The organism is Nostoc sp. PCC 7107 (assembly GCF_000316625.1).
Lineage (GTDB): Bacteria > Cyanobacteriota > Cyanobacteriia > Cyanobacteriales > Nostocaceae > Nostoc_B.
On sequence record NC_019676.1, the window covers coordinates 1,068,543 to 1,093,534 of the forward strand.

General features: G+C 40.1%; 26 protein-coding genes. 15 read left to right on the forward strand and 11 right to left on the reverse strand.

From position 1 onward, the window contains the following. Positions 1-36: 36 nt before the first annotated feature. Together mraY and NOS7107_RS04545 are read right to left on the reverse strand one after the other, a co-directional pair. Positions 37-1,140 carry a phospho-N-acetylmuramoyl-pentapeptide-transferase gene (mraY, locus tag NOS7107_RS04540; protein WP_044500512.1) on the reverse strand — a complete coding sequence of 368 codons (1,104 nt, stop codon included), beginning with the start codon at positions 1,138-1,140 and terminating at the stop codon, positions 37-39. An 80-nt stretch (positions 1,141-1,220) separates the two neighbouring features. Next, positions 1,221-1,463 (reverse strand): DUF3134 domain-containing protein, encoded by a 243-nt coding sequence (locus tag NOS7107_RS04545; protein ID WP_015111812.1) that lies wholly within the window; start codon positions 1,461-1,463, stop codon positions 1,221-1,223. Between the two features lie 251 nt (positions 1,464-1,714). On the opposite strand from NOS7107_RS04545, the gene NOS7107_RS04550 reads away from it, so the two are divergent. The 8 genes from NOS7107_RS04550 (at position 1,715) to NOS7107_RS04585 (ending at position 9,770) form a co-directional block, all read left to right on the forward strand. After that, a complete protein-coding gene (locus NOS7107_RS04550) occupies positions 1,715-2,299 on the forward strand; it encodes a PAP/fibrillin family protein (RefSeq protein WP_015111813.1) in 585 nt (194 codons plus the stop codon). Between the two features lie 337 nt (positions 2,300-2,636). Continuing rightward, the gene (locus NOS7107_RS04555; protein ID WP_015111814.1) at positions 2,637-2,849 is read left to right on the forward strand and encodes a photosystem I reaction center subunit IV; all 213 of its coding nucleotides are present in this window, start codon (positions 2,637-2,639) and stop codon (positions 2,847-2,849) included. Between the two features lie 239 nt (positions 2,850-3,088). Further along, positions 3,089-3,925 (forward strand): DNA-formamidopyrimidine glycosylase, encoded by an 837-nt coding sequence (locus NOS7107_RS04560; RefSeq protein ID WP_015111815.1) that lies wholly within the window; start codon positions 3,089-3,091, stop codon positions 3,923-3,925. 177 nt (positions 3,926-4,102) lie between these two features. Further along, a complete protein-coding gene (locus NOS7107_RS04565) occupies positions 4,103-4,318 on the forward strand; it encodes an NAD(P)H-quinone oxidoreductase subunit O (RefSeq protein WP_015111816.1) in 216 nt (71 codons plus the stop codon). A 196-nt stretch (positions 4,319-4,514) separates the two neighbouring features. Beyond that, positions 4,515-5,480: a malate dehydrogenase gene (mdh, locus tag NOS7107_RS04570; protein WP_015111817.1), complete on the forward strand. Its 966-nt coding sequence runs from the start codon at positions 4,515-4,517 to the stop codon at positions 5,478-5,480. Between the two features lie 234 nt (positions 5,481-5,714). Continuing rightward, complete coding sequence (locus NOS7107_RS04575; RefSeq protein WP_015111818.1) at positions 5,715-6,374, forward strand: hypothetical protein; 660 nt, start codon at positions 5,715-5,717, stop codon at positions 6,372-6,374. A gap of 41 nt (positions 6,375-6,415) precedes the next feature. Then, the gene (locus NOS7107_RS04580; protein ID WP_015111819.1) at positions 6,416-8,299 is read left to right on the forward strand and encodes a hypothetical protein; all 1,884 of its coding nucleotides are present in this window, start codon (positions 6,416-6,418) and stop codon (positions 8,297-8,299) included. Positions 8,300-8,309: 10 nt separating this feature from the next. Further along, on the forward strand, positions 8,310-9,770 hold the full coding sequence (locus tag NOS7107_RS04585) for a DUF1802 family protein (RefSeq protein WP_015111820.1): 1,461 nt from the start codon (positions 8,310-8,312) through the stop codon (positions 9,768-9,770). Between the two features lie 137 nt (positions 9,771-9,907). Here NOS7107_RS04585 and NOS7107_RS04590 read toward each other — a convergent pair whose 3' ends face one another. Beyond that, a complete protein-coding gene (locus tag NOS7107_RS04590) occupies positions 9,908-10,168 on the reverse strand; it encodes a hypothetical protein (RefSeq protein WP_015111821.1) in 261 nt (86 codons plus the stop codon). Between the two features lie 366 nt (positions 10,169-10,534). Here NOS7107_RS04590 and NOS7107_RS04595 point away from each other — a divergent pair, with 366 nt between their 5' ends. Together NOS7107_RS04595 and NOS7107_RS04600 are read left to right on the forward strand one after the other, a co-directional pair. Beyond that, positions 10,535-11,680: an IS4 family transposase gene (locus NOS7107_RS04595; RefSeq protein WP_015110984.1), complete on the forward strand. Its 1,146-nt coding sequence runs from the start codon at positions 10,535-10,537 to the stop codon at positions 11,678-11,680. Between the two features lie 358 nt (positions 11,681-12,038). Next, the gene (locus tag NOS7107_RS04600) at positions 12,039-12,695 is read left to right on the forward strand and encodes a Nif11-like leader peptide family natural product precursor (RefSeq protein ID WP_015111822.1); all 657 of its coding nucleotides are present in this window, start codon (positions 12,039-12,041) and stop codon (positions 12,693-12,695) included. 130 nt (positions 12,696-12,825) lie between these two features. Here the strand turns inward: NOS7107_RS04600 and NOS7107_RS04605 are convergent, their stop codons facing one another. The 3 genes from NOS7107_RS04605 to NOS7107_RS04615 form a co-directional block, all read right to left on the reverse strand. Then, positions 12,826-14,412, reverse strand: coding sequence for a glucose-6-phosphate isomerase (locus NOS7107_RS04605; protein WP_015111823.1), 1,587 nt, complete (start codon positions 14,410-14,412; stop codon positions 12,826-12,828). A 105-nt stretch (positions 14,413-14,517) separates the two neighbouring features. Further along, positions 14,518-14,775, reverse strand: a complete 258-nt coding sequence (locus NOS7107_RS04610; protein WP_044499676.1) for a hypothetical protein — start codon at positions 14,773-14,775, stop codon at positions 14,518-14,520. Positions 14,776-14,893: 118 nt separating this feature from the next. Further along, positions 14,894-15,091, reverse strand: a complete 198-nt coding sequence (locus NOS7107_RS04615) for a hypothetical protein (RefSeq protein WP_015111825.1) — start codon at positions 15,089-15,091, stop codon at positions 14,894-14,896. 246 nt (positions 15,092-15,337) lie between these two features. Between NOS7107_RS04615 and NOS7107_RS04620 the strand changes: the two genes are divergently transcribed. Next, the gene (locus NOS7107_RS04620; RefSeq protein ID WP_015111826.1) at positions 15,338-16,471 is read left to right on the forward strand and encodes a branched-chain amino acid ABC transporter permease; all 1,134 of its coding nucleotides are present in this window, start codon (positions 15,338-15,340) and stop codon (positions 16,469-16,471) included. Continuing rightward, positions 16,461-17,243, forward strand: coding sequence for an ABC transporter ATP-binding protein (locus tag NOS7107_RS04625; protein ID WP_015111827.1), 783 nt, complete (start codon positions 16,461-16,463; stop codon positions 17,241-17,243). The genes NOS7107_RS04620 and NOS7107_RS04625 overlap by 11 nt, the downstream gene beginning before the upstream one ends. 482 nt (positions 17,244-17,725) lie before the next feature. On the opposite strand, the gene NOS7107_RS04630 is transcribed toward NOS7107_RS04625, so the two are convergent. Both NOS7107_RS04630 and glpX read right to left on the reverse strand, forming a co-directional pair. Next, complete coding sequence (locus NOS7107_RS04630; RefSeq protein ID WP_015111828.1) at positions 17,726-19,012, reverse strand: glutamyl-tRNA reductase; 1,287 nt, start codon at positions 19,010-19,012, stop codon at positions 17,726-17,728. Between the two features lie 137 nt (positions 19,013-19,149). After that, positions 19,150-20,187: a class II fructose-bisphosphatase gene (glpX, locus tag NOS7107_RS04635; RefSeq protein WP_015111829.1), complete on the reverse strand. Its 1,038-nt coding sequence runs from the start codon at positions 20,185-20,187 to the stop codon at positions 19,150-19,152. A gap of 441 nt (positions 20,188-20,628) precedes the next feature. Here glpX and grxC point away from each other — a divergent pair, with 441 nt between their 5' ends. Continuing rightward, positions 20,629-20,940, forward strand: a complete 312-nt coding sequence (grxC, locus tag NOS7107_RS04640; protein ID WP_015111830.1) for a glutaredoxin 3 — start codon at positions 20,629-20,631, stop codon at positions 20,938-20,940. Between the two features lie 123 nt (positions 20,941-21,063). Here grxC and petA read toward each other — a convergent pair whose 3' ends face one another. Next, positions 21,064-22,065 (reverse strand): cytochrome f, encoded by a 1,002-nt coding sequence (gene petA / locus NOS7107_RS04645; RefSeq protein ID WP_015111831.1) that lies wholly within the window; start codon positions 22,063-22,065, stop codon positions 21,064-21,066. 130 nt (positions 22,066-22,195) lie between these two features. Next, positions 22,196-22,735 carry a cytochrome b6-f complex iron-sulfur subunit gene (gene petC / locus NOS7107_RS04650; protein WP_015111832.1) on the reverse strand — a complete coding sequence of 180 codons (540 nt, stop codon included), beginning with the start codon at positions 22,733-22,735 and terminating at the stop codon, positions 22,196-22,198. A 229-nt stretch (positions 22,736-22,964) separates the two neighbouring features. Between petC and NOS7107_RS04655 the strand changes: the two genes are divergently transcribed. Then, entirely contained in the window at positions 22,965-23,273 is a 309-nt protein-coding gene (locus tag NOS7107_RS04655) for a DUF3067 family protein (protein WP_015111833.1), read from the forward strand. A gap of 281 nt (positions 23,274-23,554) precedes the next feature. Here the strand turns inward: NOS7107_RS04655 and NOS7107_RS28430 are convergent, their stop codons facing one another. Further along, positions 23,555-23,725, reverse strand: a complete 171-nt coding sequence (locus tag NOS7107_RS28430) for a hypothetical protein (protein ID WP_015111834.1) — start codon at positions 23,723-23,725, stop codon at positions 23,555-23,557. Positions 23,726-23,821: 96 nt separating this feature from the next. On the opposite strand from NOS7107_RS28430, the gene NOS7107_RS04660 reads away from it, so the two are divergent. Then, complete coding sequence (locus tag NOS7107_RS04660; protein WP_015111366.1) at positions 23,822-24,634, forward strand: IS5 family transposase; 813 nt, start codon at positions 23,822-23,824, stop codon at positions 24,632-24,634. Positions 24,635-24,992 lie beyond the last annotated feature (358 nt).

The following is a 24,992-nucleotide window of genomic DNA, read 5'->3' on the forward strand; positions in this document are numbered from 1 at the left end:
GGGTTCTTTTTTTATAAATCAGTTTTTTAAAGATTTTTAGAAAGGTGCGATCGCTAAACAAATTACAGCTAACATCGCAGCTATTATATAAAACACAGCTACAACTTGTAATTCTGACCAACCACCCAACTCTAAATGATGATGTAAAGGAGCCATTCTAAACAAGCGTTTACCTTTACCATCTGGGCCTTTTGTCGCTTTGTAATAAGCAACTTGAGCCATTACAGATAGTGTTTCGACAAAGAAGATACCGCTGAGAATAAATAATGCTACCAAGCTGTTGGTTAAAAGTGCCACCGCAGCTAACGCACCGCCCAAAGCCAGGGAACCTGTATCACCCATAAATACGCGGGCTGGGTTACGGTTGTGTGCCAAAAAACCTAAGCAACTGCCGCTTAAAGCTGCACAAAAAACCATCAATGGTAGGGAAGTTGGGGCGACTACAGCACCTAAAGCCAAAAGTGCGATCGCTACAGTTCCACCTGCTAAACCATCAATACCATCAGTTAAATTAGTTGCATTACTCTCTGCCACGAGAACAAACCCTGCCAAAGGCCAGAATAGCAATCCTAAAGGCAGTGCAAAACCTACCCAGGGCAAAGCAATATTTGTAATATTAAAAGGTTGATTAAACATTAACCAGATACAAAACAGCGCTGCAAAACCAATTTGCAAAGCTAATTTCATTTTTGGAGAAATCCCTTTATTTGATTTCCGGCGGAGAATTTGCCAGTCATCAATCCAACCGACAAAACCGTAGCTAAGGGTTAATGCGGAGACCGCAACGACCTCTGTGGCGAAACTAGACATTATACAGGCAACAATCGCTGCAACAGGGATGAAGAATATCCCACCCATTGTTGGTGTGCCTGCTTTTTTCAAATGGGCTTGGGGGCCATCTTCGCGGATAATTTGTCCAGTTTTCAGTGCTTGTAGCATAGGTACCACTACATAGCCCACAGCAGCCGAAATCACCGCACACAACAATAAAGGCATGGTGAGTGATGTGCCTTGCCAAGGCGATCTATTCCCCATCAAATCACAAATTACTGCTGTTACACCTAGCCCGGTGGCTAAGGCAGAAGCAAGACCGATACCAGAAATGTTTAATCCTTGGTTAGGAGATAATTTAGCGTCCACAGGATCTTTTCCCTTCACTCCACACTACAAAATTTAATTACAGGGACGACAGCTATTACCAAGTCCCTAGCCTGATGGGGCTAATCTTCTTCAACAGCTATCTCGTCGTCATCATCATCAAGGTAATCAGCAATGCCGTCTTCTCCACCGAGAAAGTCTGAAATTTCTTCGTTTTCTTCCTCAGAAAAATCAGCTTCATGTACATCACGCGCTATCAAACGACCGTGAGATCGTAACCAATCTAAAAGGGAGGATTCTTGTTTTAATGGAATTACGGCGGCGCGTTGGTTGCGGGGTTCTTCACGTAAGGGAGAATTCAACATATCAACGAAGAAACAAAATGTTAATGTAACTAGACATTAAGCAGTCTATCACTTGAAACGTAATAATTTAGTTATTTATTGATTCAAGTCTTGCCTGCTGAAATCCGTAAGTTAGCAAAAATATTTTATTTAATAGTGGTAATACAGATAGGAATAAATTCTTAAAACTTTTTTGAGCTTTATACATAGGGCATCAATATTGAACTTAAGGTGGATGAATTTTCAACATTCTTGATTTGGGGTAATAAACCATGATGGGAAAAGCGGCTTTAATCAATGCGATCGCTCCGACAAATCGCGGGTTACTGGCTACTGAGCAACAAAAACAAGCAATCTTAGCGGCGATCGCCAATTTAGAAGACCTCAACCCAACACCACGTCCAGTGGAAGCTGGTAACTTGCTAGATGGCAATTGGCTATTACTTTATACCACTAGCAAAGCTCTTTTAAACCTAGATCGTTTACCTTTTTGTAAACTTGGTCAAATTTATCAGTGTATTCGGGTAGAAACTACCAGTGTTTACAATATTGCTGAAATTTATGGCTTACCTTATCTCGAAGGATTAGTCAGCGTTGCAGCTAAATTTGAGCCAGTTTCCGGTCGTCGCGTCCAGGTAAAATTTAATCGATCTATTGTAGGTTTGCAACGTCTAATTGACTACAATTCTCCAGAAAGTTTTATCCACCAAATTGAATCAGGTAAAAAGTTTACGGGAATTGATGTGCCGATCAAGAGCGAAAACCAACAAGGCTGGTTAGATATTACTTATATAGATGACGATCTCCGCATTGGCAGGGGCAACGAAGGTAGTGTATTTGTTTTGCGTCGAACATAAGTTTTTCCTTAAGATGTGTGTTGGCGAACGAAACGAAATTATTCCATCATGTGCGCTTTGTCAAGGAGGGTCTGACCCCATTCTAGGTATGAGACTTTCTCCTGGAACCTAACGCGAGGAATATATCAGGCAGGAAAGAAAAAAGTATGAAGTGATGAAGTATGAAATTTTATCTTTTAACCTTCTACCTCCTGCCTTCTGCCTCCTGCCTCCTGCCTTTAGACCAATAACGAATGACAAATAACTTAACAAACCCTCTAGTAGAGACCTTCAGGTTGTAGAGTGAAATCAAATAGCCCTACATATCGGCAATTGATAACTAAAAGGGAAGATAATCATGGTTCAACGTGGTTCTAAAGTACGTATTCTCCGCCCAGAATCCTACTGGTTCCAAGATGTCGGCACCGTGGCTTCTATTGACCAAAGCGGCATCAAATACCCAGTAATCGTCCGTTTTGATAAGGTAAATTACTCTGGTATTAATACCAATAACTTTGCCTTAGATGAATTAGTCGAAACAGAAGCACCAAAGGCTAAAGCTAAAAAATAAGTAGCAAAGCCAAAAGGGGATTCTTTAATGGGATGATGAAGGGAAGTTTTAAGTATGTAGAATGAAGCGTAAAGTTTCAATTCTCTCATGCTTCCTCTCAGCCTACTCTAAGTAAAAGAAACTGCCCTGCGGGTATTTACTGTTTCTTTTTGAGAGAATGGATATCCACCGATAGGTGCGTACAGTACTTCCTCTCATCTTTCCTGACCCCTAGATAAATTGCTTACTTATCAGTTTCAATGCCTGAACTGCCTGAAGTTGAAACAGTCCGCCGGGGTCTAAATCAATTGACCCTAAATCAAAACATTACGGGTGGAGATGTGTTGCTAAATCGCACCATCGCCTACCCGTTTTCTGTAGATGAGTTTATTCATGAAATCAAAGGTAGTGCCATAATGACTTGGCATCGCCGTGGTAAATATCTCCTCTCTGAACTATCCTCTTCTGCTGGCTACCTTGGTGTACATTTGCGGATGACTGGTCAATTATTATGGCTGCACCGTGATGAACCATTGCACAAGCACACAAGAGTCAGAATATTTTTTGGGGATCAACAAGAATTGCGCTTTGTTGACCAACGCACATTCGGTCAAATGTGGTGGGTTCCGCCTAAAGTTGCGGTAGAAAGTGTGATGACTGGTTTAGCTAAACTAGCAGCCGACCCATTTTCCCCAGAATTCACTGTCGAGTATCTCGCAGCTAAACTGCAAAACCGTCGCCGTCCAATTAAAACTGCATTATTAGACCAATCTGTCGTAGCAGGATTAGGTAACATCTACGCCGATGAAGCATTATTTAAATGTGGCGTGTTACCAGAAACTTTGTGTACAGATTTGCAGCTAAAGCAAATTCAGCAGCTACGCCAAGTCATCATTGAAGTCTTAGAAACCAGCATTGCAGCTGGCGGTACAACCTTTAGTAACTTCCTCAACGTCAAGGGGATCAACGGTAACTATGGTGGTGTCGCCTGGGTTTACAACCGTACTGGGGAACCTTGCCGAGTTTGTAGTAATGTCATTCAGCGAATTAAATTAGGTGGGCGTTCTAGTCATTTCTGCCCCCAGTGTCAGCGTTAATGGATTCAGATCCCCGACTTGGCGAAGAAGTCGGGGATCTAAATAGTAGTACATGACGATTTTATCTAGATTGGAATGGATAAATTAAATGTCTCAAAGCGATCGCTTTGAGATTTAGCATATTGGTGCAAGCTAAAATCCTCTATGGAACAATCTGCAAACTAAAGAGGGGAATTTATGCCAGTCAAAAAAGGAGACATCGTTCGCGCTGTCCGCGAAAAGCTAGAAAATAGTGTCGAAGCCAAAGCCAGTGATACACGTTTTCCGGCTTACTTGTTTGAAACTCAGGGTGAAGTTGTGGATATTAAAGGTGATTATGCCTTTGTGAAGTTCGGACAAGTACCAACGCCAAATATTTGGTTACGTTTAGACCAGTTGGAAGAATTTAAGTAAGCATTCCATCCTCAGACTAAAGGATGTGGTTGATGGACTGAACACGAATCACAATTAAAAGGTGGGTAATGCCCACCTTTTAAGTTACAAGCTGGCGATCGCAGTTATCCACTGTATATAGTAGTGATTCCAATGCAGAGTCCGCGGAGTTAAACGCGGAAGCTGCTCAAATTTCATTAAATTACGAATTAATTCTATGTCTTCCTCTATACTTTGCCATTTACCGCGCGTCACCATTATTGGTGCTGGTAGAGTTGGTAGCACTCTCGCTCAACGTATTGCTGAGAAAAATTTAGCAGATGTGATCTTACTCGATATCCTTGAGGGTATGCCTCAAGGGTTGGCATTGGATTTAATGGAGGCTAGGGGAATTGAAATACATAACCGTCAGATTATCGGTACCAATAATTACGCTGATACTGCTGGTTCGGAAATTGTGGTGATAACTGCTGGACTTCCCCGTAAACCAGGGATGAGTCGGGATGATTTGCTGAGAACTAACGCCAAGATTGTTGTCGAAGCAGCGAAAAATGCGATCGCTCATTCTCCCAATGCTATTTTTATTGTCGTCACCAACCCTTTAGATGTGATGACTTATTTAGCTTGGCAAGCGACAGGGTTATCTCGTAGTCGCATTATGGGTATGGCTGGAGTTTTAGACTCAGCTAGATTTGAAACTTTCATCGCTTTAGAATTGGGTGTGTTACCTGCGGATGTGAAAGCGATGGTATTAGGTAGCCACGGTGATTTGATGGTTCCTTTATCACATTATGCCACAGTTAACGGCATTCCTCTCACAGAATTATTAGATGCAGCGACAATTGAGCGATTAATAGAAAGAACCCGCAACGGTGGTGCAGAAATTGTGGAATTGATGCAGACAGGTGGTGCATTTTTTGCCCCTGCATCTGCAACAAGTTTAATGGTGGAATCAATATTATTAAATCAATCGCGTTTGTTACCAATAGCGACTTATTTACAAGGCGAATACGGTTTAAATGATGTGGTAATTGGTGTGCCTTGTCGCTTAGGTTGCGCTGGTATAGAAAGTATTGTGGAATTAAATTTAAGTGATAGCGAACACGAAGCTTTGCAGACTTCGGCTAAATCTGTGCGAAAAAATATCGAGCGATCGCAAGAAATTTTAGCAGCACAGTCATAATTTTGCTTCACCTTACTTAGTGAAAAATTATGCATAAACAAATCTGCAATAACTACATTTTAATAAACGTAATTTGTTTGACATATATTCAGACGACACTGTACTCATAGTGGCGTTTTTTTGTATTGGCTATTTTTCTAGAATGTTCAGCAATTCCTCGGTTATTTTTTATTCTCACAATAATTTAAAAATAAACAGTCGCTAGGATGTTTTTTGCTAAGAAAAATACTTAATATGCCAACACAGAATATAGCTCAAACTAAAACTCGTCTTCTTCTAGCTTTGTGGGATTTGGGAGGATCACAGCAGGAAGTTAAAAAAGGCCAACTGACAAAGCGCATTGTCTCTAAAGGTAAAAAAGCAGCAGATTACCAGGGTGTGTTTGAGGAATTACGAAAACAGGGTGCGATCGCAATTTCTAAAACTGGTTATTCTCTCGCATCTCCCAAAGGTTTGGAGGTACTAGGCGAAGGTTTGAGAAGTTCGGAGTTTAAGTTTGATGGAACTATTGTTGGTACTTGGGCTGCAAATGCACTAGTGAAGTGGATTAGTGGAATCAGTAGCGTAGTTAGTAGTACATCTGCATCAATAAAAAGTAGTAAGAGTGCGATCGCTTCTTATGACGAGTTTAAGTCAACAGTGCTGGAAGTATACGACAAGTTGAATTATGAATACAACTTCAATCATCTAGTACCCATTTATCGACTTAGAAGACAAGTAGGCGATCGCTTAAGCCGTACAGAATTTAATGATTGGCTGCTAGAAATGCAAGCTGACGATATTTTGCAACTACAAGGCGGAAGTGTAGAAGATAGCGCACCAGACAAGATAGAAGATTCTATCACCACAGTATTAGATGGATTACGCTGTTACGCCAGAATGTTGAAAGCATAATTTTTTGTACGCCTCACTCAATAAACATCATCTCAAAAATTATGATTGCTACCACATCTACCATTGATGACCTAATTAGAAATAAAAATCCATTTGCCGGACATATTGTTGTCAGACCGCAACAAATATGGGGAAAAAGTTATCCTGATGTTCCATTAATTAATGCTCATGCTTCTGATGCAGTATTTAATGCAGTTGAACAAATCCGCCAAGGAAAACGTGAGACTGTAGGCATTACTATAACTGCTGAAAAAGGATTGGGTAAGAGCCATATTATTAGTCGCATTCGTCATCGCTTACAAGCAGAAAATACTGCTTTATTTATCTACATGGGTAAGTATGACAACCTTAATCAGATTAAATCTCAATTTCTGCAAACAGTTGCTTCTAGCCTGAGAGCTTATGGCAGTCAAGAATTGATGCAGTGGCAAGAAATAGCAGCAGCTTTAATTAATGAAGCGAAGAAATGCAAATATACACCACAGCAATATATCAATGGCTACCCAAATTTGTTAAAAAACTCACCAAGGATAATTGATGATTTAACAGAAGTAGTTCTGAAAATTAAGCCTGAGATTACTAATCCCTATATTATTCGAGCTATTCTATGGACACTTTCTAATCCACATGCTCAGTATGCAACTTATTGGTTATCAGGGTTAGAAATTACACAAATACAAGCTGATTCGCTAGGTCTGCCAAACTCCAAAAATGACGATAAAGAAGCTGAGGCTTTAAGTAATGTTCGCCAAATATTAGATATAACTAGCAATTATAAAGTTCCCGTAATCTGTTTCGATGAATTAGATATTGCAGATATCTCCGACACAGGATTTACCGCACCTCAAATTGTCGCTAATTTAGTCAAGGATTTATACAACAGTCTCAAACGAGGTGTTTTACTACTATCCATGTATCCCGAAACATGGAATGAGCAAATTAGAACATTACCACAGGCTGATGCAGTAATTGATAGATTAGCAAGTGAAAAATCTGACAGGCAACCGATAGCATTAAATTATCTTAATTCTGATAATGTTGTTGCGCTTGTTCAAGCATGGCTAAAGGATTTTTATCAAGATAATCAGGAAAATCCACCATATCCTCTTTATCCATTTGACGAAAATAAACTAAAAGAACTTGGGAAAGGAAGACCAACTTTAAGGTCGGTTCTAAAATGGTGTGCAGAAAATTTTGTGTCTCCTCTAAATCAAGATGACATAACCCTACCTCCGCCCGTTAAAATGCCTTCACAACAACTACATCCAGTTAAAGCATATTTCGATAATGAATTAGCCAATACAGAAGCTTCTATAGCTTCATTAATGGAAGACGAAAAAACTATTGGTGATGCACTTCAATTAGTATTCCGTAGTTTAATTGGTGAAACGTTAGAAGGAGTAGAAATTGAAGCTATTGAACGAATACCTAACCAAGAACATATAGATTTTAAAATTGTTGGTAATAATAAAAAAGTTAAAATTGGAGTGGATGTATTACAACAAACCGGTGGTGGCTCTGTAACCACAGCTTTGAGTAAGCTCATTGATTATAAAAAGTTTCATTTAACTCGTGGTTGCTTAGTACGTTCTAAGAAAATTAATCGTGGAGCAGCATTAGCTCAACAACATCTGCAAAAACTTCTGCAAAAATTAGGTGGAGAGTGGGTATTATTGCAACCTCTAGACATAAAACCTATTTTAGCCATCTATTCTGTTTGGGATAACAGGAATAGTTATGAATTAACAGAGGAACAGGTATTTGATTTTATTCAGCAAAATCAAATAGCTATCAATAATCCTTTAATTCGAGAAATTCTCAGCGATCCTTCTGGACAAGAACCGGATAATCTGACTGATGATGACTTACCTATGAGAATACCTCAAAGTGTTTCTATCGCTGACAATATCGTACTAACTCTATAAATAATTAAACATGAATCCGCTGTTTTCACTGCCAACAGCTTTGTGTTTACATGCCCCTGAAATTGAAGCCTTAATTCAGGGGCAAACAATAGCAGCTATGCCCAAGATGTTTATTCGTCCTGGGCAGAGATTTGCTCTTTATCCAGCACAAAGTTTACAAAGTTCATTACCGTTTGAGAGATACTATCGTTTACATCTGGATGCTACTAATAAATCGAATATTAAAGCTTGGGCTAAATGTGAACTTTGCCAAATTTTAGATGAAACTAAACCATTAGATATTTTGTCTAAATTAACAATATTTTCACCAGCAGCTTTAAAGGGAATAATTCAGCAGCAACAGAATATTTTCTTAGCTTATTTGCGTGTCTATAAATTAGCTAGTTATCAAGAATTAACAAGTAACTCGAATATTCAAGATAAAATAGGTAAATTTGTTAGTCTACCAAGTTCTCTAACTGTAACTGAAGAATTACCAGTATTAAGCGATCGCACCTTCGCCCAACGCAAACAGCAATTAGAAAAATTAGAACCACCATTACACCCTGAACTAGAGGAATTGCAGAGTGCGTTAGCTTCTATTGCAATTACTAACCCAGCTGCGAAAAGTTTAGATGATGATATTAAAGTATTTTTAGGTTGGAGTAGTATTCAGCAGAGGCAGAAACCTAATCACGATTTAGCTTGGATTAATAAAATTGCAGCATTGGGTAATCGTAGTAAACAAGAAGATGAGGTCAAGAGCAATTATCAAGCTGGGACAGATTTTGAAAATATAGTGCGTGATAGCCTCAAATTTATAGGTTTTACTGTTGATCATACTCATAAAGGTGGTGCTGGTGGTTTAGATTTATTTTGTTCTAAACCATATCCTCTTTTTGGGGAATGTAAAGCAGGAAAAAAAATTCCCAATGATACAGCAGTACAACTATTAAACTTAGGAAGCCTACATCGCTTAGATGTTTTCAATCAAGCTGTTAAATTAATCATTGGCCCTGGCGAACCAACAAACCAACTTAAAGACGCTGCTACAGTACATAGTATGGCTATTATTAACCCAGAAACTCTTGAAAAACTAGTCAAACTCCAAAGCACTTATCGCAACTCAGTAGACTTATTTAAACTCAGACAATATCTAAAACCTGGTCAATCTGATGAAGAAGTTGAAAAATATATCGAACAAATTTATACTGCAATAAATTTGCGATCGCAGATTATCACAGCACTAAAAGAATTAGCTGAACAAGATAATGAAAGTTCAAGAGCCATACACCATAAATTTACAGTAACAGAAATTCGCGCCCACTATAATGCCAAACATAATCCTAAACTAAATGATGATATAGTTCATGATTTACTGATTGAACTTTCATCACCATTAACAGGCTATTTAGGTAGGGAAAAAGGAACTGATTGGAAGAGCGATCGCTTTTATTTTCTCCGTGAACTATCTATTAACTCCAGCTACTAAAATAACTCTGTGTTCTTTACGCCCGCCGTTCGCGCAAGTTCTTTGTAGTTCGCTCCAAAAAAAATAGGCAGTAGTAATTAATACCACCGCCTTTAATCAACACCAGTTTAATCTATCGCCACAACATTAGTTATTTCTTAACGTCCATATTCATTAGCAGGATCGCCATAAGGATCTTCACTAGCGGGGCTTAAATTGCTGTACTCATCAGCAGAGTCGCCATCCGGAGATTGAGAGGTTGGACTTAAGCCGCCATAAATTTGCTCTTCGGGAGTAACATAGTCATCTTCGCTGGCTTGGCTCACCTCGCGATCGCTATAATCTGTATCCTGTTCAAACTCATCATTATTTGAGCCTGTGAAGAACTCTTTCGCTTTTTGAAAAAAGCCGTCTACCATAATGATTCTCCTGAATTTTTGTGCTAAATAAATCTATTAAGTTGGCACGCTTTAGGCAGTATATTGTTACGTTGTTTTTTCATTACCCTGCATTATATAAATGCTGTGTTATTTCAAAATATTTATAATTTTCATTAATTAAATAATGCAGTAATAATTGCAGTTTTTACTCCTGCCTGGGAGAGAATCTACATTCATTCTCTAGAAATATACTGTTAACTGAGTTAAAACTATTTTGTGTATCTGCTGATGTAGAGCAGCTGAAGGGGTGACAAAGCGGCTGAAGCCAAGAAAATAGAGGAGCGTGACCGTTTTGGGGTAAAAAAAGATAGGTCAGGTATTCTCAACAAGACCTATCAAATGATAATGTTACCTAAATTCTACCAAAACTGCTTTCAAAATGTACTGACACCCGCACAGTACAAGATGCTAGAAATCTTACTAATGCTATTGCAATTTCATAAAACTGTGACAATTGAGAAACTAGCAACAGTATTTCCACAACCGATAAAATTTGAAAGTCGGAGGCGGAGTATACAAAGATTTTTACTACTACCTCAGTTGTCGATTCCATATCTGTGGTTTCCCCTGCTCAAACGATGGGTGAAAAATAGTCTGAAAAGAGGAGAGAAACGGCTAATATTTGCGATTGATAGAACACAATGGCGTTCACAAAATGTATTTGTAATTAGTTTAATAGAACAAAAAAGAGCAATACCTGTGTACTGGCTATTGTTACCTAAAAAAGGATGTAGCAATTTGGGAGAGCAGAAAAAATTAATTCGTCCACTATTGCAGTTATTTAAGGGATATCAAATGCTGGTACTGGGAGATAGAGAATTCCACAGTATAAAACTAGCAAATTGGTTACATAGCAAGGGCATTGACTTTGTATTGCGTCAGAAACAAGGTACTTATATTCGGCAAGAAAACCAATCACACCAACGCTTACAATCTTTGGGATTAACTCCTGGCATCTCGTTTTTTTTGACAGGGATTCAAGCAACTAAACAGAAAGGGTTTGCCAATTTTAATCTCGCCGGATATTACAAGCGCAAATATCGTGGAGTTGTTGAGCCTGCTGGCTGGTTTTTATTAACTAACCTTGATAGTCTCAAAGATGCCATTAAAGCATTTAAGTTGCGGAGTGGTATCGAAGCCATGTTTAAAGATTGTAAAACTGGAGGGTATAATCTCGAATCTACTTATGCTGATGGTCAACGTTTGATAGCACTGATTTTATTAATTGCTATTGCCTATACTTGTGCTATTTTAGTTGGTCGTAATTCTCGCTCCTCTGGACTACAAAAATATGTTGGTCGTCTGAAGGAGTTACAACGATTGCACCGCCGACATAGTGCTTTTTGGATTGGTTTGTATGGTCAGTTATGGGTAGGGGCAATGGAATTTTGGGCTGATTTAGCTCATGAATTGATGCGCCTCAAGCCCAGTAAACTGCCATATTTTCAACAAGGTCTACGGGCTATGACTCTTATCCAGTCTGCTTTATAACTTTTTTGTCACCCCTTCAGGTAGAGCAGTTCATATATTACAGTTTTGCTGTGTATATTTATATATAAATTTACGTAGAGATGATTACTAAGTTTTACGTAGAAAAATTTTATTAAATATCTAAAAAGTTGTACTACTTTACAATAGGCATTAAATATAGCGATCGCATCATCCCAAATTCTGTTAATTTCGGTAGATATTAAGTCATCTTGTTCTAAAATTTACCCAAAATTCATACTTAGCTACTGTGTAACTTCATTTACAATAATTAGTTTATTTAATACTGTCGATTAACTTCGATTATACTTACTACACTGGTAACTATCCCTACCAATTATTAAACCTAAAACAAATAACTATGTATTATCAAATCTGGAATTTTTTCTTGAGAGATGATAAGTATTTCTATTGGAAAGAAAAAGTCAATGGCACCCAACATTTTGACCATGATATGTGGCAAAAGATTATTGATTTTTTATTACTAGTAGAGCAGAATTTTTCCCTCAAAGCTCAATTAGGAGAAACTGACAGTATTGAACCATTTATTAATTTGGCCAAAGAAAATGGTTACAACTTAACACCAGAGGCGCTGGCATGGTTTGTTGTCACCAGAAAGCAGATTTGGGATCTGTTTGATATGGCACAAAAAAACCCATCTTTGAAGAACAAATTACTTGCCTCCAAAAACCCCCAACAGTTTATTAAAATAGCTCAAAATAATGGCTATCAATTTTCAGTAGAAGAATTATCTTGGCTATTAATTGAAATTAAATGTTCGCCAGAATTAGTTTCCATAAATAATAGTGTAGGAGAAATACTCACAGTATCAAATTACGGTAAAATCGAAATAGGATACTGGATTTGGTTAGCAGAGTATTGGGGAATTGTGCCACCATTTTGTCATATAAATAAGTCAGAAAATCTGCTTAAACAAAATACGCGTAATCCATTTTTGCTTGACCAGTGCTTTTTACCCAAGAGCTACTTTAATCAGCGATTGATCAGTGTGATTTAATTTAATTCGTAATTAAAAAATGCTGTTACCTATTTTATTAAAAGTAAAGCATCCTGAAAATGAAAGTTTTTACTTCATAATTAGGATGCTTAACTGTAGATATCAACTGATCAAAAAACTTGAGGACAAATCAACTAAGGGAAGCTTTCAATCTACCAGGTTCACCAAGATTTCCTTGTAACACTACACCGCGCTGGTTTACGTTTAAGTGACGCAGAATCTTGTAAATTGCTTCCACTTCTTCAGCCGCACCAGCTTTCTTAGCAATTTCGGCCAAAGAAAGAGGTGTTTTTTCAGCTTGCAAAACAGCAACTACTTTAGTTTGCAGATCAAGGATAGCAGCAGCGGCTTTTTTACCTGCTTCTACTCCTGGTTGGTGGTAGGCGTTAACGTTAACTAAGTTGCCATAGAAACCAACTGCACGGTCATACAAAGCAATTAAAGCCCCGACTGTGCGAGCATTAACTTGAGGGATAGTTATAGTAATTGAATCGCGCTGATTTTCATAAAGAGCTTTCCGAGTTCCTTGAAGAAAACCGGAGAGATAATCACCAGATGTAACTCCAGGATCTATTTCTGGAGATTGGCCATGACGATCTTCCAAAACTTCGATTAAAGTAGCAAAGAAATTTGGTACACCATCACGCAACTGTTGAACATAAGCGTGTTGGTCTGTTGAACCTTTGTTACCATAAACGGCAATACCTTGATGAACAATATTACCGTCTAAATCTTGTTCCTTACCCAAGGACTCCATTACCAGCTGCTGCAAATAGCGGCTGAAGAGTGCCAAGCTGTCCTTGTAAGGTAGGACAACCATATCTTTTTTGCCTTTACCGTCGCCAGCATAGTACCAGGACAAAGCCAACAAAGCAGCTGGGTTGTTTTTGATATCGGGGATGCGGGTTGCATCATCCATCTCTTTTGCACCATCTAGCATGGCACGTATATCAATGCCTTGTAATGCTGCTGGTACTAAACCCACTGTCGACATTTCTGAGGTGCGTCCTCCAACCCAGTCATACATGGGGAATGTGGCTAACCAACCTTCAGACTGGGCAATTTTATCTAAATTACTACCATGGCTGGTAATGGCTACAGCATATTGAGCAAAATCGAGATTATGTCCAGCGTAGGCTTTTTTTACTTCAATCATGCCGTTGCGGGGTTCTGGTGTACCTCCAGATTTGGAGATTACCAAAACTAACGTGCTGGCGAGGCTGTTGCGTAATTGGTTAAGGATGCGGTCAATACCTGCGGGATCGGTATTGTCAATAAAGTGAATCTTGAGCGGAGGAAAATCGGAAGCGAGGGCTTCAGAAACAAATTCGGGGCCAAGGGCAGAACCACCAATACCAATGGAGATGATATCAGTAAAGCGATTGGCTCGCGGAGGATGTATTGCACCTGTTTGGACTTTTTCGGCAAAGGCTTCAATTTGTTCCAGGGTTTGGACAATTTCTTGTGTCAGTTCGGGAGTGGGTGCTAAATCAGGGTTTCGCAGCCAGTAATGTCCAACCATGCGGTTCTCGTCGGGATTGGCGATCGCACCTTTCTCTAATTCCGCCATATCCCTAAAAGCCTTGTCAAACTTCGGACGCAATGATTCCACGAAGGCATCATCAAAGCGCATCCGACTTACATCTAAATACAGTCCTAATCCCTCGTGGAAATATAACCAATCTTGGTATCTTTGCCAAAGTGCTATTGCATCCATAGGGAAATCTCAAGTAAGTTGTTTTTCCATGACAAGTTTAATGTAAGGTCAGGTGCATCCCTGCCTAGCCTTATACAGTTTTAAGTGTTGGGCTAATTTGCCATCTTAAACATCTGGCATAGGTACGACTCGCAGAAACTTGACAATTTCCCCTCTAATCTCAATTCCAATTAAATAATCATCTAGGGTAAAGCGATGAAAAATCCCCTCCCCGTCTAGCTGTCGCAGTTCGGGAAGACAATGCAGCTGCCACTTTTCCCCAAACTCAAAAAACACAAAATCATATACCCGCTGATAAGCAGCCGGTTCTAAACTCTTCAGATCCATTAAAAATGACCTGGCATAGCGCATTTCCACACTCACTAGGCATCACCTCTATTAGGGGTATAAGGGAATAGGGGTGTAGGGGTATAAGGGAATCAGATGTCAGCTAGAGATTAGTCCCTAGCCTCTAGCCTCCAACCCCTTTTTCACCGCTGCATCAGTAAAACATTAAAATTTGTATCGCTTCTTCCTGAGTCAAGATATCCCACGGTTGTTGTGATTGCTTTACTTTTTGTATGGCTTTAAGCATATAAAAGTCACAATGTAAAGCGTGAACATCCTCCCAAACGCTTTGGAGTTCTTCATCACCTAACTGCTCAATTAAATGATGGATTCTTATACGCAGCAAGTTCATATATCAATAAACTATGTTCCAAAAGTCAAGGCTATTGTTCCCAAAAATTGGCAATGGTGAACGGTAAGATGTACTATCTTGAGACAGTAATCGGTAGGCAGTGATCAGTAATCAGCGGAAAAGTGTTTACCTTTCCCTGCCTACTGTTGAGCGTTTACTGATTACTGCTAACGCTGAAGCTAACGCCAGTCGCTCATGGGGGAAACCCCCAAGACCGCGCAGGCTCACTGATAACTGTTAACTGTTATGGTTGATTATTTAATTTTTCTGGCAATTTCTACGGCGATTTTTGCTCTGTTTGGTCTAGGACTGAATTTACAGTGGGGCTTTACGGGGTTGATTAATTTTGGTCATATTGCTTTTATGACCTTGGGAGCATATACAACAGTATTGTTAAGTTTAAAAGGTGTTCCTTTACTGATATCAGCAGTTATTGGGGCAGTGGTAGCGGCTCTGTTGGGCTTGTTAATTGGTTTTGCGACTCTGCGTTTGCGAGAAGATTATCTGGCGATCGTTACTATTGGTACAGGTGAACTGATTCGCTTGGTGGTGAATAACCAAGAATTACCCGTAGGTGATACCTGGGTATCTGGGGCGTTTGGGGTGCAAAGTTATACTATCCCCTTCTCTACAGAAGCAAATTTGATCACTCGCCTAGTCATGATTGCTTTACTGACGTTGTTGGCGGTTGTGACTTTTTTCGTATTGTGGCGATGGATTCGCACAGCCCAAAGATTTTTAGTGGCGGATACTGCTAAAAAAACTAGCAGTAAGCAAGAACTCGCCTCACGTTTAGGGGTGGGTATTGTTTTGGGTTTGTTGACAGGAGCAATTTATATTTCTGGTGTGATTGGATTGTATAATAACAACCCCAAAGCTGGTTTTATGTTGTTGTCGCTGTTGGTGTTGGCGTTTGTTTTTTGGCGGTTAGAAATATTAGTGCGATCGCCTTGGGGTCGAGTCTTAAAAGCTATCCGCGAAGATGAAGAAATCCCCAAAGCTTTAGGTAAAAATGTTTTTTGGTACAAAATCCAATCTCTGATGTTGGGAGGTGCGATCGCAGGTGTGGCTGGTGCTTTTTTTGCTTGGCAATTAAGTGCAATTTATCCTGATAACTTCCAACCGCAGCTAACCTTTGACGCTTGGATTATGGTAATTTTAGGCGGTTCTGGTAATAATATCGGCACCATCTTAGGTGCTGTTATTTACTTTGCTTACGATGCCATTACTAGAGAAGTTTTACCCAGAATTATTCCTTTAGATGAAGCGCGTCTGGGTGCATTTCGGATTATGGTAATTGGTTTAATTTTAATGGTGCTAATGATTTGGCGACCTCAAGGTATCTTAGGGAAAAAGGAGGAACTCACCCTTGGTAAATAACCAATCACCGCCACTTCCTCTGTTAGCCGCCTCTGGACTTTGCAAAAGCTTTGGCGGGATCAAAGCAGTCAATGAGGCGAAAATCGAAGTTCTTAAAGGTAGCATCACGGGGTTGATTGGCCCCAATGGTGCTGGTAAAACTACTTTATTTAACTTACTCTCGAACTTTATCCGTCCAGATAAGGGGCGAGTGATTTTTGATGGCGAACAAATTCAGCAGTTGCAACCATATCAAATTGCCCAACAGGGACTAGTCCGCACTTTTCAGGTAGCGCGGACTCTCTCGCGGTTGTCGGTGTTGGAAAATATGTTATTGGCGGCGCAAAAGCAAACAGGCGAAAGTTTTTGGCAAGTGCAACTACAACCCCATATAGTTGCTAAAGAAGAAAAGCAATTGCAAGAACGAGCAATGTTTTTGTTAGAGTCTGTGGGGCTGGCACAGAAAGCTCAAGATTATGCTGGATGTTTGTCTGGTGGACAACGCAAGCTGCTAGAAATGGGTAGGGCGTTGATGACTAACCCTAAGTTAATTTTGCTGGATGAACCAGCCGCCGGGGTGAATCCGAGGTTAATTGATGATATATGCGATCGCATTGTCACCTGGAACCGCCAAGAGGGTCTGACATTTTTAATTATTGAACACAATATGGATGTGATTATGTCCTTGTGCGATCGGGTTTGGGTACTGGCTGAAGGCAAGAATTTAGCTGATGGTACTCCCAAGGAAATTCAAACTAATTCCCAAGTTTTAGAAGCCTATTTAGGAAAATAATTTTCTATCCAATCCACTCAGAAGTCAGAACTTAGAATAGAATTCTGGTGGCTGACTGTTGAATTTTTAATTTTTTATTTACAGCGGTAGTCAGATATGTTAGGACAATTTGAAAGCTGGAAAGTCAGGAATAATATAAATATAAATTTGTGCCAACACACAAAGTTTTGTCAGAAAACTATATTTTAAGCAAATACAGACAATCATCTGTGTCTTCAGGCTTTAGAAGAATTTGAAGTGGCGATCGCCAACAGATGAAACTTTTAGTACAAACATTTTCTCTTGATAAGTAGAACGGTGCAAATAAACAGAAGTATGTAACGAAAAGTAAAGTTATCTAAAACTTTCTTCCCTCCTGCCTCCTGCCTTGTCATAACGACAATTTTTAACATCGACCTACTTACTGGGTGTGAGGGTGTAAGGGTGGTAGATTTTTTCATCAAGCAATGTTTCTTTCACCCTTTTCACCCCTAAACCCTTTTCTAACTAAACTGCTCTTCAATATCTAGGTTAAACAACATTTGTAGCGTTTGCATACAACGTCGTCTCGCCTCGACATCCTGTTGCGCTCGTAATTGCACCATCGGATCGTGTAAAATTTTGTTAACGATTCCTCTTGTTAAAGCTTCGATCACTTCTTGATGTTTGTCTCCAAATTCAGAACCCAAACGCGACAAAGCTTTTTCCAATTCTTGTTCGCGGATGGTTTCGATTTTATTTCGCAGACAACTGATAGTAGTTACAGTTTCTAAACTGCGCCACCAAATATCAAAAGCTTCAATTTCTTCTTCTAAAAGTTTTTCGGCTTCTTGAGCCATTTTGCGGCGGCTTTCATAGTTTTGTGCCACCACTGCTTTTAAATCATCGACATTAAACGCCTGGACATTCGCCAGTTCATTGACATCTGAGTGAACGTTACGCGGCACAGAGATATCAAATAACATTAGGGGACGGCCAGGTTCTAAAACTATTTCTAACTTAGTGCGGTCAAGTATTGGCTCTGTCGCCGATGTACTAGTAAACACTAAATCACTTTCGGCAATTACAGTCATCATTTCTGCCAACAAATGAGTGCGGATTGGTTGGTCAGAAAACTGCTTGGCTAATTCCTGGGCGCGATCGCGGGAACGGTTCACAATACTAATTTGTCCCGCACCTTTAGAAATTAAATGTTGCACCAACAACCGCGACATTTTGCCAGCACCGAGAATTGCCACACGACAAGCAGATAAATTAGCAGCTTTGATTTGTGCCAACTCCACAGCGGCGGAACTAATAGAAACAGCACCAGTGCCAATACTTGTTTCAGTACGTACTCGCTTACCCGCTGTAATTGCTTGTTTAAATAATCGATTCAAAATTGTTTTTATACCACTGTATTGCTGCCCCAGTTTGTGAGTATTTTTCACCTGAGCCAGAATCTGACCTTCTCCGAGGACTAAGCTATCTAATCCTGCGGCTACCCGCATAATGTGCATTACAGCATCTTCATGCAGCAACACAAACAGGTGTTGTCTTAAAGAAGATATAGGGAACTTGCTGTGTTCTGAAAGAAACTGAGTAACTTCGCGGATACCTTGGTCAGTTTCGGTAGCAACAATGTAAATTTCCAGACGGTTGCAAGTGCTGAGTATAGCTACTTCGTCAATATGGGGGTAACTAGTTAAATGAGCGATCGCACTTTCAGTTTGTGGTTCTGGAATACTCAGCTTTTCCCGAATTTCGACTGGGGCTGTTTTATGGCTTAATCCCACCACTGCAATATTCATTTCTTATCAACAATTAATAATGGGTTATTAACAATTGGGGAGTGGAAGTAAAAAGTCAAAAGGCAAAAGTAAAAAACAAAAATATTTTTTACTTTTTACTTTTTACTTTTGACTTAATGAATCTCTCTCCCGAATTTCTAGTGCAATTGCAGAGTCTTAGGTTGTTCTACCATGTGGATTGTATCGACAAATCTAGCTGTCTTAGACTGGCTAGAAATAACCAAGCTTTGAGTTCTTGCACCACCGTGGAAGAAGCGGACACCTTGCATCAAGTTACCAGGGGTAATACCGCAAGCAGCGAATAGAACATTTTGACCAGAAGCAAGTTCGTGAGCATCATAGACCTTATCAGGGTCATTGATGTTCATAGATTGCAAACGCTCAATGTTAGCTTCTTTGCTTTCCCCAATTAGACCTGTTTTCACTACTGCTGGATCGTAGATCAATTGGCCTTGGAAATGTCCGCCCATTGCCCGCATAGCTGCCGCAGAAATCACACCTTCAGGTGCAGCACCAATACCCATCAGTGCATGAATATTAGTTCCCGCAAAACCACAAGATATAGCTGCACCCACGTCACCATCAGAAATTAGTTGGACTCTGGCTCCCGCTTCGCGGATTTCTTTAATCAAATCGTTGTGGCGTTCGCGCTTCATTACAACTACTACAAGTTCATCAATTGAGCGCTCTAGACACTCTGAGAGAATCTTGAGGTTTTCGGTGGCTGACTTGTTGATGTCTACTTTGCCTTTAGCAGCTGGGGGTGCTGCTAGTTTCTTCATGTAGAAGTCAGGTGCAGCAAACAAGCCACCTTTCTCAGAAATTGCCAACACAGCCATTGAACCAGGCTGTCCGTATGCTACTAAGTTTGTACCTTCGCATGGGTCTACAGCAATATCAATTTCCACTAACTCATCAGGGTTACAAAAGTCTTTTGCATCTGGACTAGTACAGATACCAACTTCTTCACCGATATACAGCATAGGAGCGTCATCACGTTCTCCTTCACCAATAACGATGCGACCACGCATATAGATTTTATTCATGCGCTCCCGCATTGCTTCTACTGCTACTTGGTCAGCCGTGTTCTTTTCGCCTTTACCCATCCACTTCGCGGATGCGATCGCGGCTTTTTCTACTACCTCAATAATTTCTAACCCAAGCGTATTTTCCACAGACTCACCCTCTCAACTGCTCTCTATTGCGTTATTTCATCTGGCCATTTCAGTTTTCAAGTCTACCAAAGTGCCGATACCTATGGAAAATAGTATTTACTCACACAATTGTTAATTTTTACTGCTGATTGATGTCAATCAATACCAGTAAGTCAAGATAATAGTTCTTATGTACTATTAAGTATTTAGATGTTACTGAGAAGATAAAATCTCTAAAATTATTGCTGCAAAAGACTTTAATAAAAAATTAACACGTCTCAGATGATTCATAAATTAGCCTCTCAGTAAAAGAAATACATTTTTTTGTGTGTATGTCTAAGTAGATATAGTCAAGAAAAATGCGTATAAGTTTACGAAAAAAATCAGCTAAATCTAAAATAGAAGCTTCAGGGCAATATCATAATTTCATCTTCCATCTTTCATACTTCACACTTCAGATTTATGTTGGACTTCCTCAATCCCCTACTTGGTCGTTATCCAGAAAAGATTAAAGCTAAAGTCGAAATTTATACCTGGCAAACCTGCTCTTACTGTATTCGTGCCAAAATGTTGCTGCGGTGGAAAGGCGTAAACTTCACTGAATACAAAATCGATGGTGACGAAGCCGCTAGAGCCAAAATGGCAGAAAGAGCTAATGGTCGTCGAACAGTACCGCAGATTTTTATTAATAATCAACACGTTGGTGGTTGTGATGACATTTATCAGCTAGACACCAAAGGTCAACTCGATTCTCTGTTGACTCAAGCAATATAGATAATTTCCTTATTCTTGGACGCAAACGAATTAGCACTCTTCAATTACTCAAAATAAAAATTTGAGAACTAAAAAAGACAGGCAATATGCCTGTCTTTTTAAAAAAGGATTTATCAGAGGATTTTAGAAATTCATTTCAGCAGCTTGAACTTTTTCAACCTGTTTCTTTTTGAGAACTAACATTACTTGAGCCAACATTACCAGAGAGACAAAGGCAATTAACCAACCAACTCTGCTGGAATCTTGTAACACAATTTCTGTATCTTTTTGACCGAAGCCACCAACGTTGGGGTTACTTGTCAAAGCATCACCAGATTTTATGGCTTGTCCTTCAGAAACAATCAGTTCTGGGCCAAGAGGAATTGTATCTGTTACCACATCACCAGATTTGGTTGTGATGTTCACTAAATATTTAACATTACCGTCACCATCTTCTTCTTTAGCAATTTTGCTAATGGTGCCAGTAACAGAAGCGTTGTAAGCTGTGTTGTTACTCTTTTCGCCAGTAGGATAAACTTGTCCCCGTCCTCGGTTTCCGCCTACGTGAACTGAATACTTACCGAAGTGGATGTTTTTGTCAGTTCCTGGGTTAGGAGAAAGAACTGGGAAGACAATTTCTTGATATTGTTCGCCAGGTAAGGGGCCAACAATTACAACATTGTCTGAACCTTCTTTGTAGGTTTGGAAGTAGGTGTCGCCAACTTCTTCCTTCAGTTCTTCGGGAATGCGGTCTTCAGGAGCTAGTTTAAAGCCTTCGGGTAGCATTAATACTGCACCGACGTTTAAGCCAACTTTAGAACCATCTGCACCAACTTGCTGCACGCTGGTATCGTAGGGAATTTTGACTACAGCTTTAAATACTGTGTCAGGCAGCACTGATTGAGGTACTTCTACTTCTGTTGGCTTGGCGGCTAGGTGACAGTTAGCACAAACGATTCTACCTGTCGGTTCGCGGGGAGTTTCTGGATAGGTTTGCTGCGCCCAAAAAGGATAGGCAGCAGCACTTTGAGGCAGAGCAATATCGCTAGTAAAGAAGAATGTTACTGTAGCGATCGCGATCAGCAATGTTCTAGTAATTGCTCTAGCACTGCGAGTTAACCTCGCTGTTGTAAAGGAATTTCTCATCTCTATAAGGACAACGATTCTTGGATGAAGTAGTCAAGGGTCAAGGGTCAAGAGTCAAGGGTCAAGGGTCAAGGGTCAAGGGTCAATGGTTTACACTATGGACTTTTGACTATGGACTTTTGACTAAAAATTAAGCCCACCAAGGTTCTTCGCCGGTGCGGAAGTCGGTTTCAGTCCAGGGGGTCAAAACAATCTTGTCGTTTTCGGCTTTGGCATGGCTTAAAGCCAAAGAACGTGGTGCGGGGCCTCGGACTACTTTACCAGTTGCATCGTATTGCGAACCGTGGCAAGGACATTTAAATTTGTTTTCCGCAGCGTTCCAAGGAACAACACAACCCAAGTGGGTGCAAACAGCGTTAATGCCGTAATCGGTAATAGCTTCTTTGCTTTCGACCACAATGTAGGTGGGGTCGCCCTTCAATCCTTGAACGAGGGTGCGATCGCCTACGTTATGGCTGTCGAGAAATTGACTGACGCTCACATCGTTGCCGAGGCTGTCTTTGGCTGTTGTACCACCACCAGCACCACCAGCGGCCGGAGGAATAAAGTAGTTAACAACGGGATACAATGCACCCAGAGCTACTCCAGTGACAGTCCCAAAAGTGAGCAGGTTCATGAATTGACGACGACCCATATCAGGCACGTCCATTGATTCCGAAAATTGAGCCATATCCTACGCGCTCGCTCTTTGTATATTTTGTTTAAGCATTCTGACAAGAGTACTAATGCTTGAGCAACTCTTGTCTGGGTCGAAATGCTAACCAAGGATGCTAAACTTCTTTGTTGCAAGATACTTTTAGCAGCTTTTCTGTTAGCATTACATTTCTTTATATCCCTATCATACTTGAGTTACGGAACTTAACATCATAACTAAATGTAAAATCTAATTGAGACAAGCTATGACAGGAAAGGAATTACACCAACTGTTACTTGATAAGTGGGGACATTCTTACGATGTCCAGTTCCGCCGTACTCAAGGCAAGATATTTCTGCAAGTCATGTGGAAATATCTAGAGCAAGCTTCTTTTCCCTTAACAGAGGCAGAATACCAAGAACATCTTGATACCATTGCTAATTATCTTAATGCTTTAGGTGGTACAGCACAGGTACAAACATTTGTTGCCCAAACAAAAGAACGCCCTCGACTTGGTAAAGCTGTCAGCATTCCCCTCGATTTGGGTGAACGCGCTTCTGAATGGATAGTATAAACGGAGGACTGAAGGCATAAAGTAGAAAGTAAGAGTAATTAAGGTGGAAAAGCCTACTCCTGTTGCAGAGATTTCCTAAATAATTATTCAAAATGTCAACTATAAAATTCTCGTGCTTGCAAGCGCCTCTTTATCTAACTAAATCAATTATTTACAACTATTTTGCCCACCTTTAAAAATTGCTGAAATAACATTAGCAGTGTTCCGGTTTAAAACATTAGTAATAGCTAAAAAGATGAGAGTTTGTTCAGTTATTTTCTAATTTCAGAATGCTTTAGATTTTAGCTACGTAGTTCAGTCATCCATGTAAGCAATTGAGTTTTTTCTTTTTCTGACCAAATATGTGGCTCAGGAGATTGAATGGTAAAACGTATAAGCTGACGACGCATTGCTTCCACTACCTCGTCAAAATAGTGTTTGACAACCAAAGTCTGCCATTTTTCTGAGTCCATCTCACCTAAGAGGCTGTTTGAAAAGTCGGAGAGATGGTAAAAAAGCCCTCTCAGTATACGCTGTGAATAGATAGTAGACAGCACTGAGAGAGCAACATGAGTAAAGCATACCCCAGCAATCTGACCCGTGTTCAATATGAATTTCTGAGTGACATGATTCCAGAACCAAAACCTGGGGGTCGCAAGCGTGAAGTTGATATATGGGAAGTCCTTAACGGAATTTTTTATGTGCTGGTAGAAGGAGTTAGATGGCGATGCCTACGGCGGGCTACGCCTACGCTACCAGGTGACTTTCCTGTATGGCAGACGGTATATAGCTATTTTCGTAAATGGCGCAAAGACGGAACGTGGTTGAAAATTCACGATAGCCTGCGGCAGTGGACACGGATTGAAGAGGAACGGCATCGAAGCCCATCGGAAGCGATCATCGATAGTCAAAGCGTCAAGAGTGCAGCGATGGTAAGTCAATCTGTGGGTTTTGATGCAGGTAAGAAAATTAAAGGACGCAAGCGATTTATGACGGTCGATACCTTGGGATTAGTCTTGCGGGTCTTAGTCACGGCTGCCAATGTGGGTGAACGCGAGGGAGGTAAACTAGTTCTCAAACGGGTAAAACAGTCTCAAAAGCAGGTATCTCGTTTGACAACCCTCTGGGTGGATGGCGGCTTTGACGGTGAGCCGTTTATGCAGTGGGTGATGAATTTTTGCCGTTGGATTGTGCAGGTGGTGTTGCGCCCAGAGCAAACCAAGGGCTTTGTCTTGCTCAAAAAACGTTGGGTGGTGGAGCGCACTTTCGGTTGGGTCATGGGGTGTCGGCGATTGGTCAGAGACTATGAGTTATTGCCAGAAACATCAGAGACGTTTATCTACCTTGCTATGATCCGGATCATGGTGAGGCGATTGGCATAAAATTTGACCCCTCAAAACTTTTCAAACACCCTCTAAGGACTAAGGCAAAAAATAATTTGCGGAATATCATTATCTACAAGCGAGTATAAATTTTTTACAACTTCTCTATTTTTATTTCTATCAATAGGTTCGGTGGAAAAAGCTATCTTCCGCCACTTTTCCCAATAAACAGGAATTAAAGCTTCTTTCTGTGGTGTGAGCTTGTGATTTCTTGGTTTTGGCATAGATATATAATTTGGATTTTGAATTGGATAAATATCTAAATAAAGGTAATACATTAAGTAATTTTACTTAATGTATTTTGCCGTGCGTCTGATAACGCAATGACATCATCTCCTAAGAAAACGGGAAAACTATG

Excerpts from the sequence above, each read along its gene's own strand:
- NOS7107_RS04545 (WP_015111812.1), bottom strand. The coding sequence starts at position 1,463 with ATGTTGAATTCTCCCTTACGTGAAGAACCCCGCAACCAACGCGCCGCC.
- NOS7107_RS04550 (WP_015111813.1), top strand. The coding sequence starts at position 1,715 with ATGATGGGAAAAGCGGCTTTAATCAATGCGATCGCTCCGACAAATCGC.
- NOS7107_RS04555 (WP_015111814.1), top strand. The coding sequence starts at position 2,637 with ATGGTTCAACGTGGTTCTAAAGTACGTATTCTCCGCCCAGAATCCTAC.
- NOS7107_RS04560 (WP_015111815.1), top strand. The coding sequence starts at position 3,089 with ATGCCTGAACTGCCTGAAGTTGAAACAGTCCGCCGGGGTCTAAATCAA.
- NOS7107_RS04565 (WP_015111816.1), top strand. The coding sequence starts at position 4,103 with ATGCCAGTCAAAAAAGGAGACATCGTTCGCGCTGTCCGCGAAAAGCTA.
- mdh (WP_015111817.1), top strand. The coding sequence starts at position 4,515 with ATGTCTTCCTCTATACTTTGCCATTTACCGCGCGTCACCATTATTGGT.
- NOS7107_RS04575 (WP_015111818.1), top strand. The coding sequence starts at position 5,715 with ATGCCAACACAGAATATAGCTCAAACTAAAACTCGTCTTCTTCTAGCT.
- NOS7107_RS04580 (WP_015111819.1), top strand. The coding sequence starts at position 6,416 with ATGATTGCTACCACATCTACCATTGATGACCTAATTAGAAATAAAAAT.
- NOS7107_RS04585 (WP_015111820.1), top strand. The coding sequence starts at position 8,310 with ATGAATCCGCTGTTTTCACTGCCAACAGCTTTGTGTTTACATGCCCCT.
- NOS7107_RS04590 (WP_015111821.1), bottom strand. The coding sequence starts at position 10,168 with ATGGTAGACGGCTTTTTTCAAAAAGCGAAAGAGTTCTTCACAGGCTCA.
- NOS7107_RS04595 (WP_015110984.1), top strand. The coding sequence starts at position 10,535 with ATGTTACCTAAATTCTACCAAAACTGCTTTCAAAATGTACTGACACCC.
- NOS7107_RS04600 (WP_015111822.1), top strand. The coding sequence starts at position 12,039 with ATGTATTATCAAATCTGGAATTTTTTCTTGAGAGATGATAAGTATTTC.
- NOS7107_RS04605 (WP_015111823.1), bottom strand. The coding sequence starts at position 14,412 with ATGGATGCAATAGCACTTTGGCAAAGATACCAAGATTGGTTATATTTC.
- NOS7107_RS04615 (WP_015111825.1), bottom strand. The coding sequence starts at position 15,091 with ATGAACTTGCTGCGTATAAGAATCCATCATTTAATTGAGCAGTTAGGT.
- NOS7107_RS04620 (WP_015111826.1), top strand. The coding sequence starts at position 15,338 with ATGGTTGATTATTTAATTTTTCTGGCAATTTCTACGGCGATTTTTGCT.
- NOS7107_RS04630 (WP_015111828.1), bottom strand. The coding sequence starts at position 19,012 with ATGAATATTGCAGTGGTGGGATTAAGCCATAAAACAGCCCCAGTCGAA.
- grxC (WP_015111830.1), top strand. The coding sequence starts at position 20,629 with ATGTTGGACTTCCTCAATCCCCTACTTGGTCGTTATCCAGAAAAGATT.
- petA (WP_015111831.1), bottom strand. The coding sequence starts at position 22,065 with ATGAGAAATTCCTTTACAACAGCGAGGTTAACTCGCAGTGCTAGAGCA.
- petC (WP_015111832.1), bottom strand. The coding sequence starts at position 22,735 with ATGGCTCAATTTTCGGAATCAATGGACGTGCCTGATATGGGTCGTCGT.
- NOS7107_RS04655 (WP_015111833.1), top strand. The coding sequence starts at position 22,965 with ATGACAGGAAAGGAATTACACCAACTGTTACTTGATAAGTGGGGACAT.
- NOS7107_RS28430 (WP_015111834.1), bottom strand. The coding sequence starts at position 23,725 with ATGGACTCAGAAAAATGGCAGACTTTGGTTGTCAAACACTATTTTGAC.
- NOS7107_RS04660 (WP_015111366.1), top strand. The coding sequence starts at position 23,822 with ATGAGTAAAGCATACCCCAGCAATCTGACCCGTGTTCAATATGAATTT.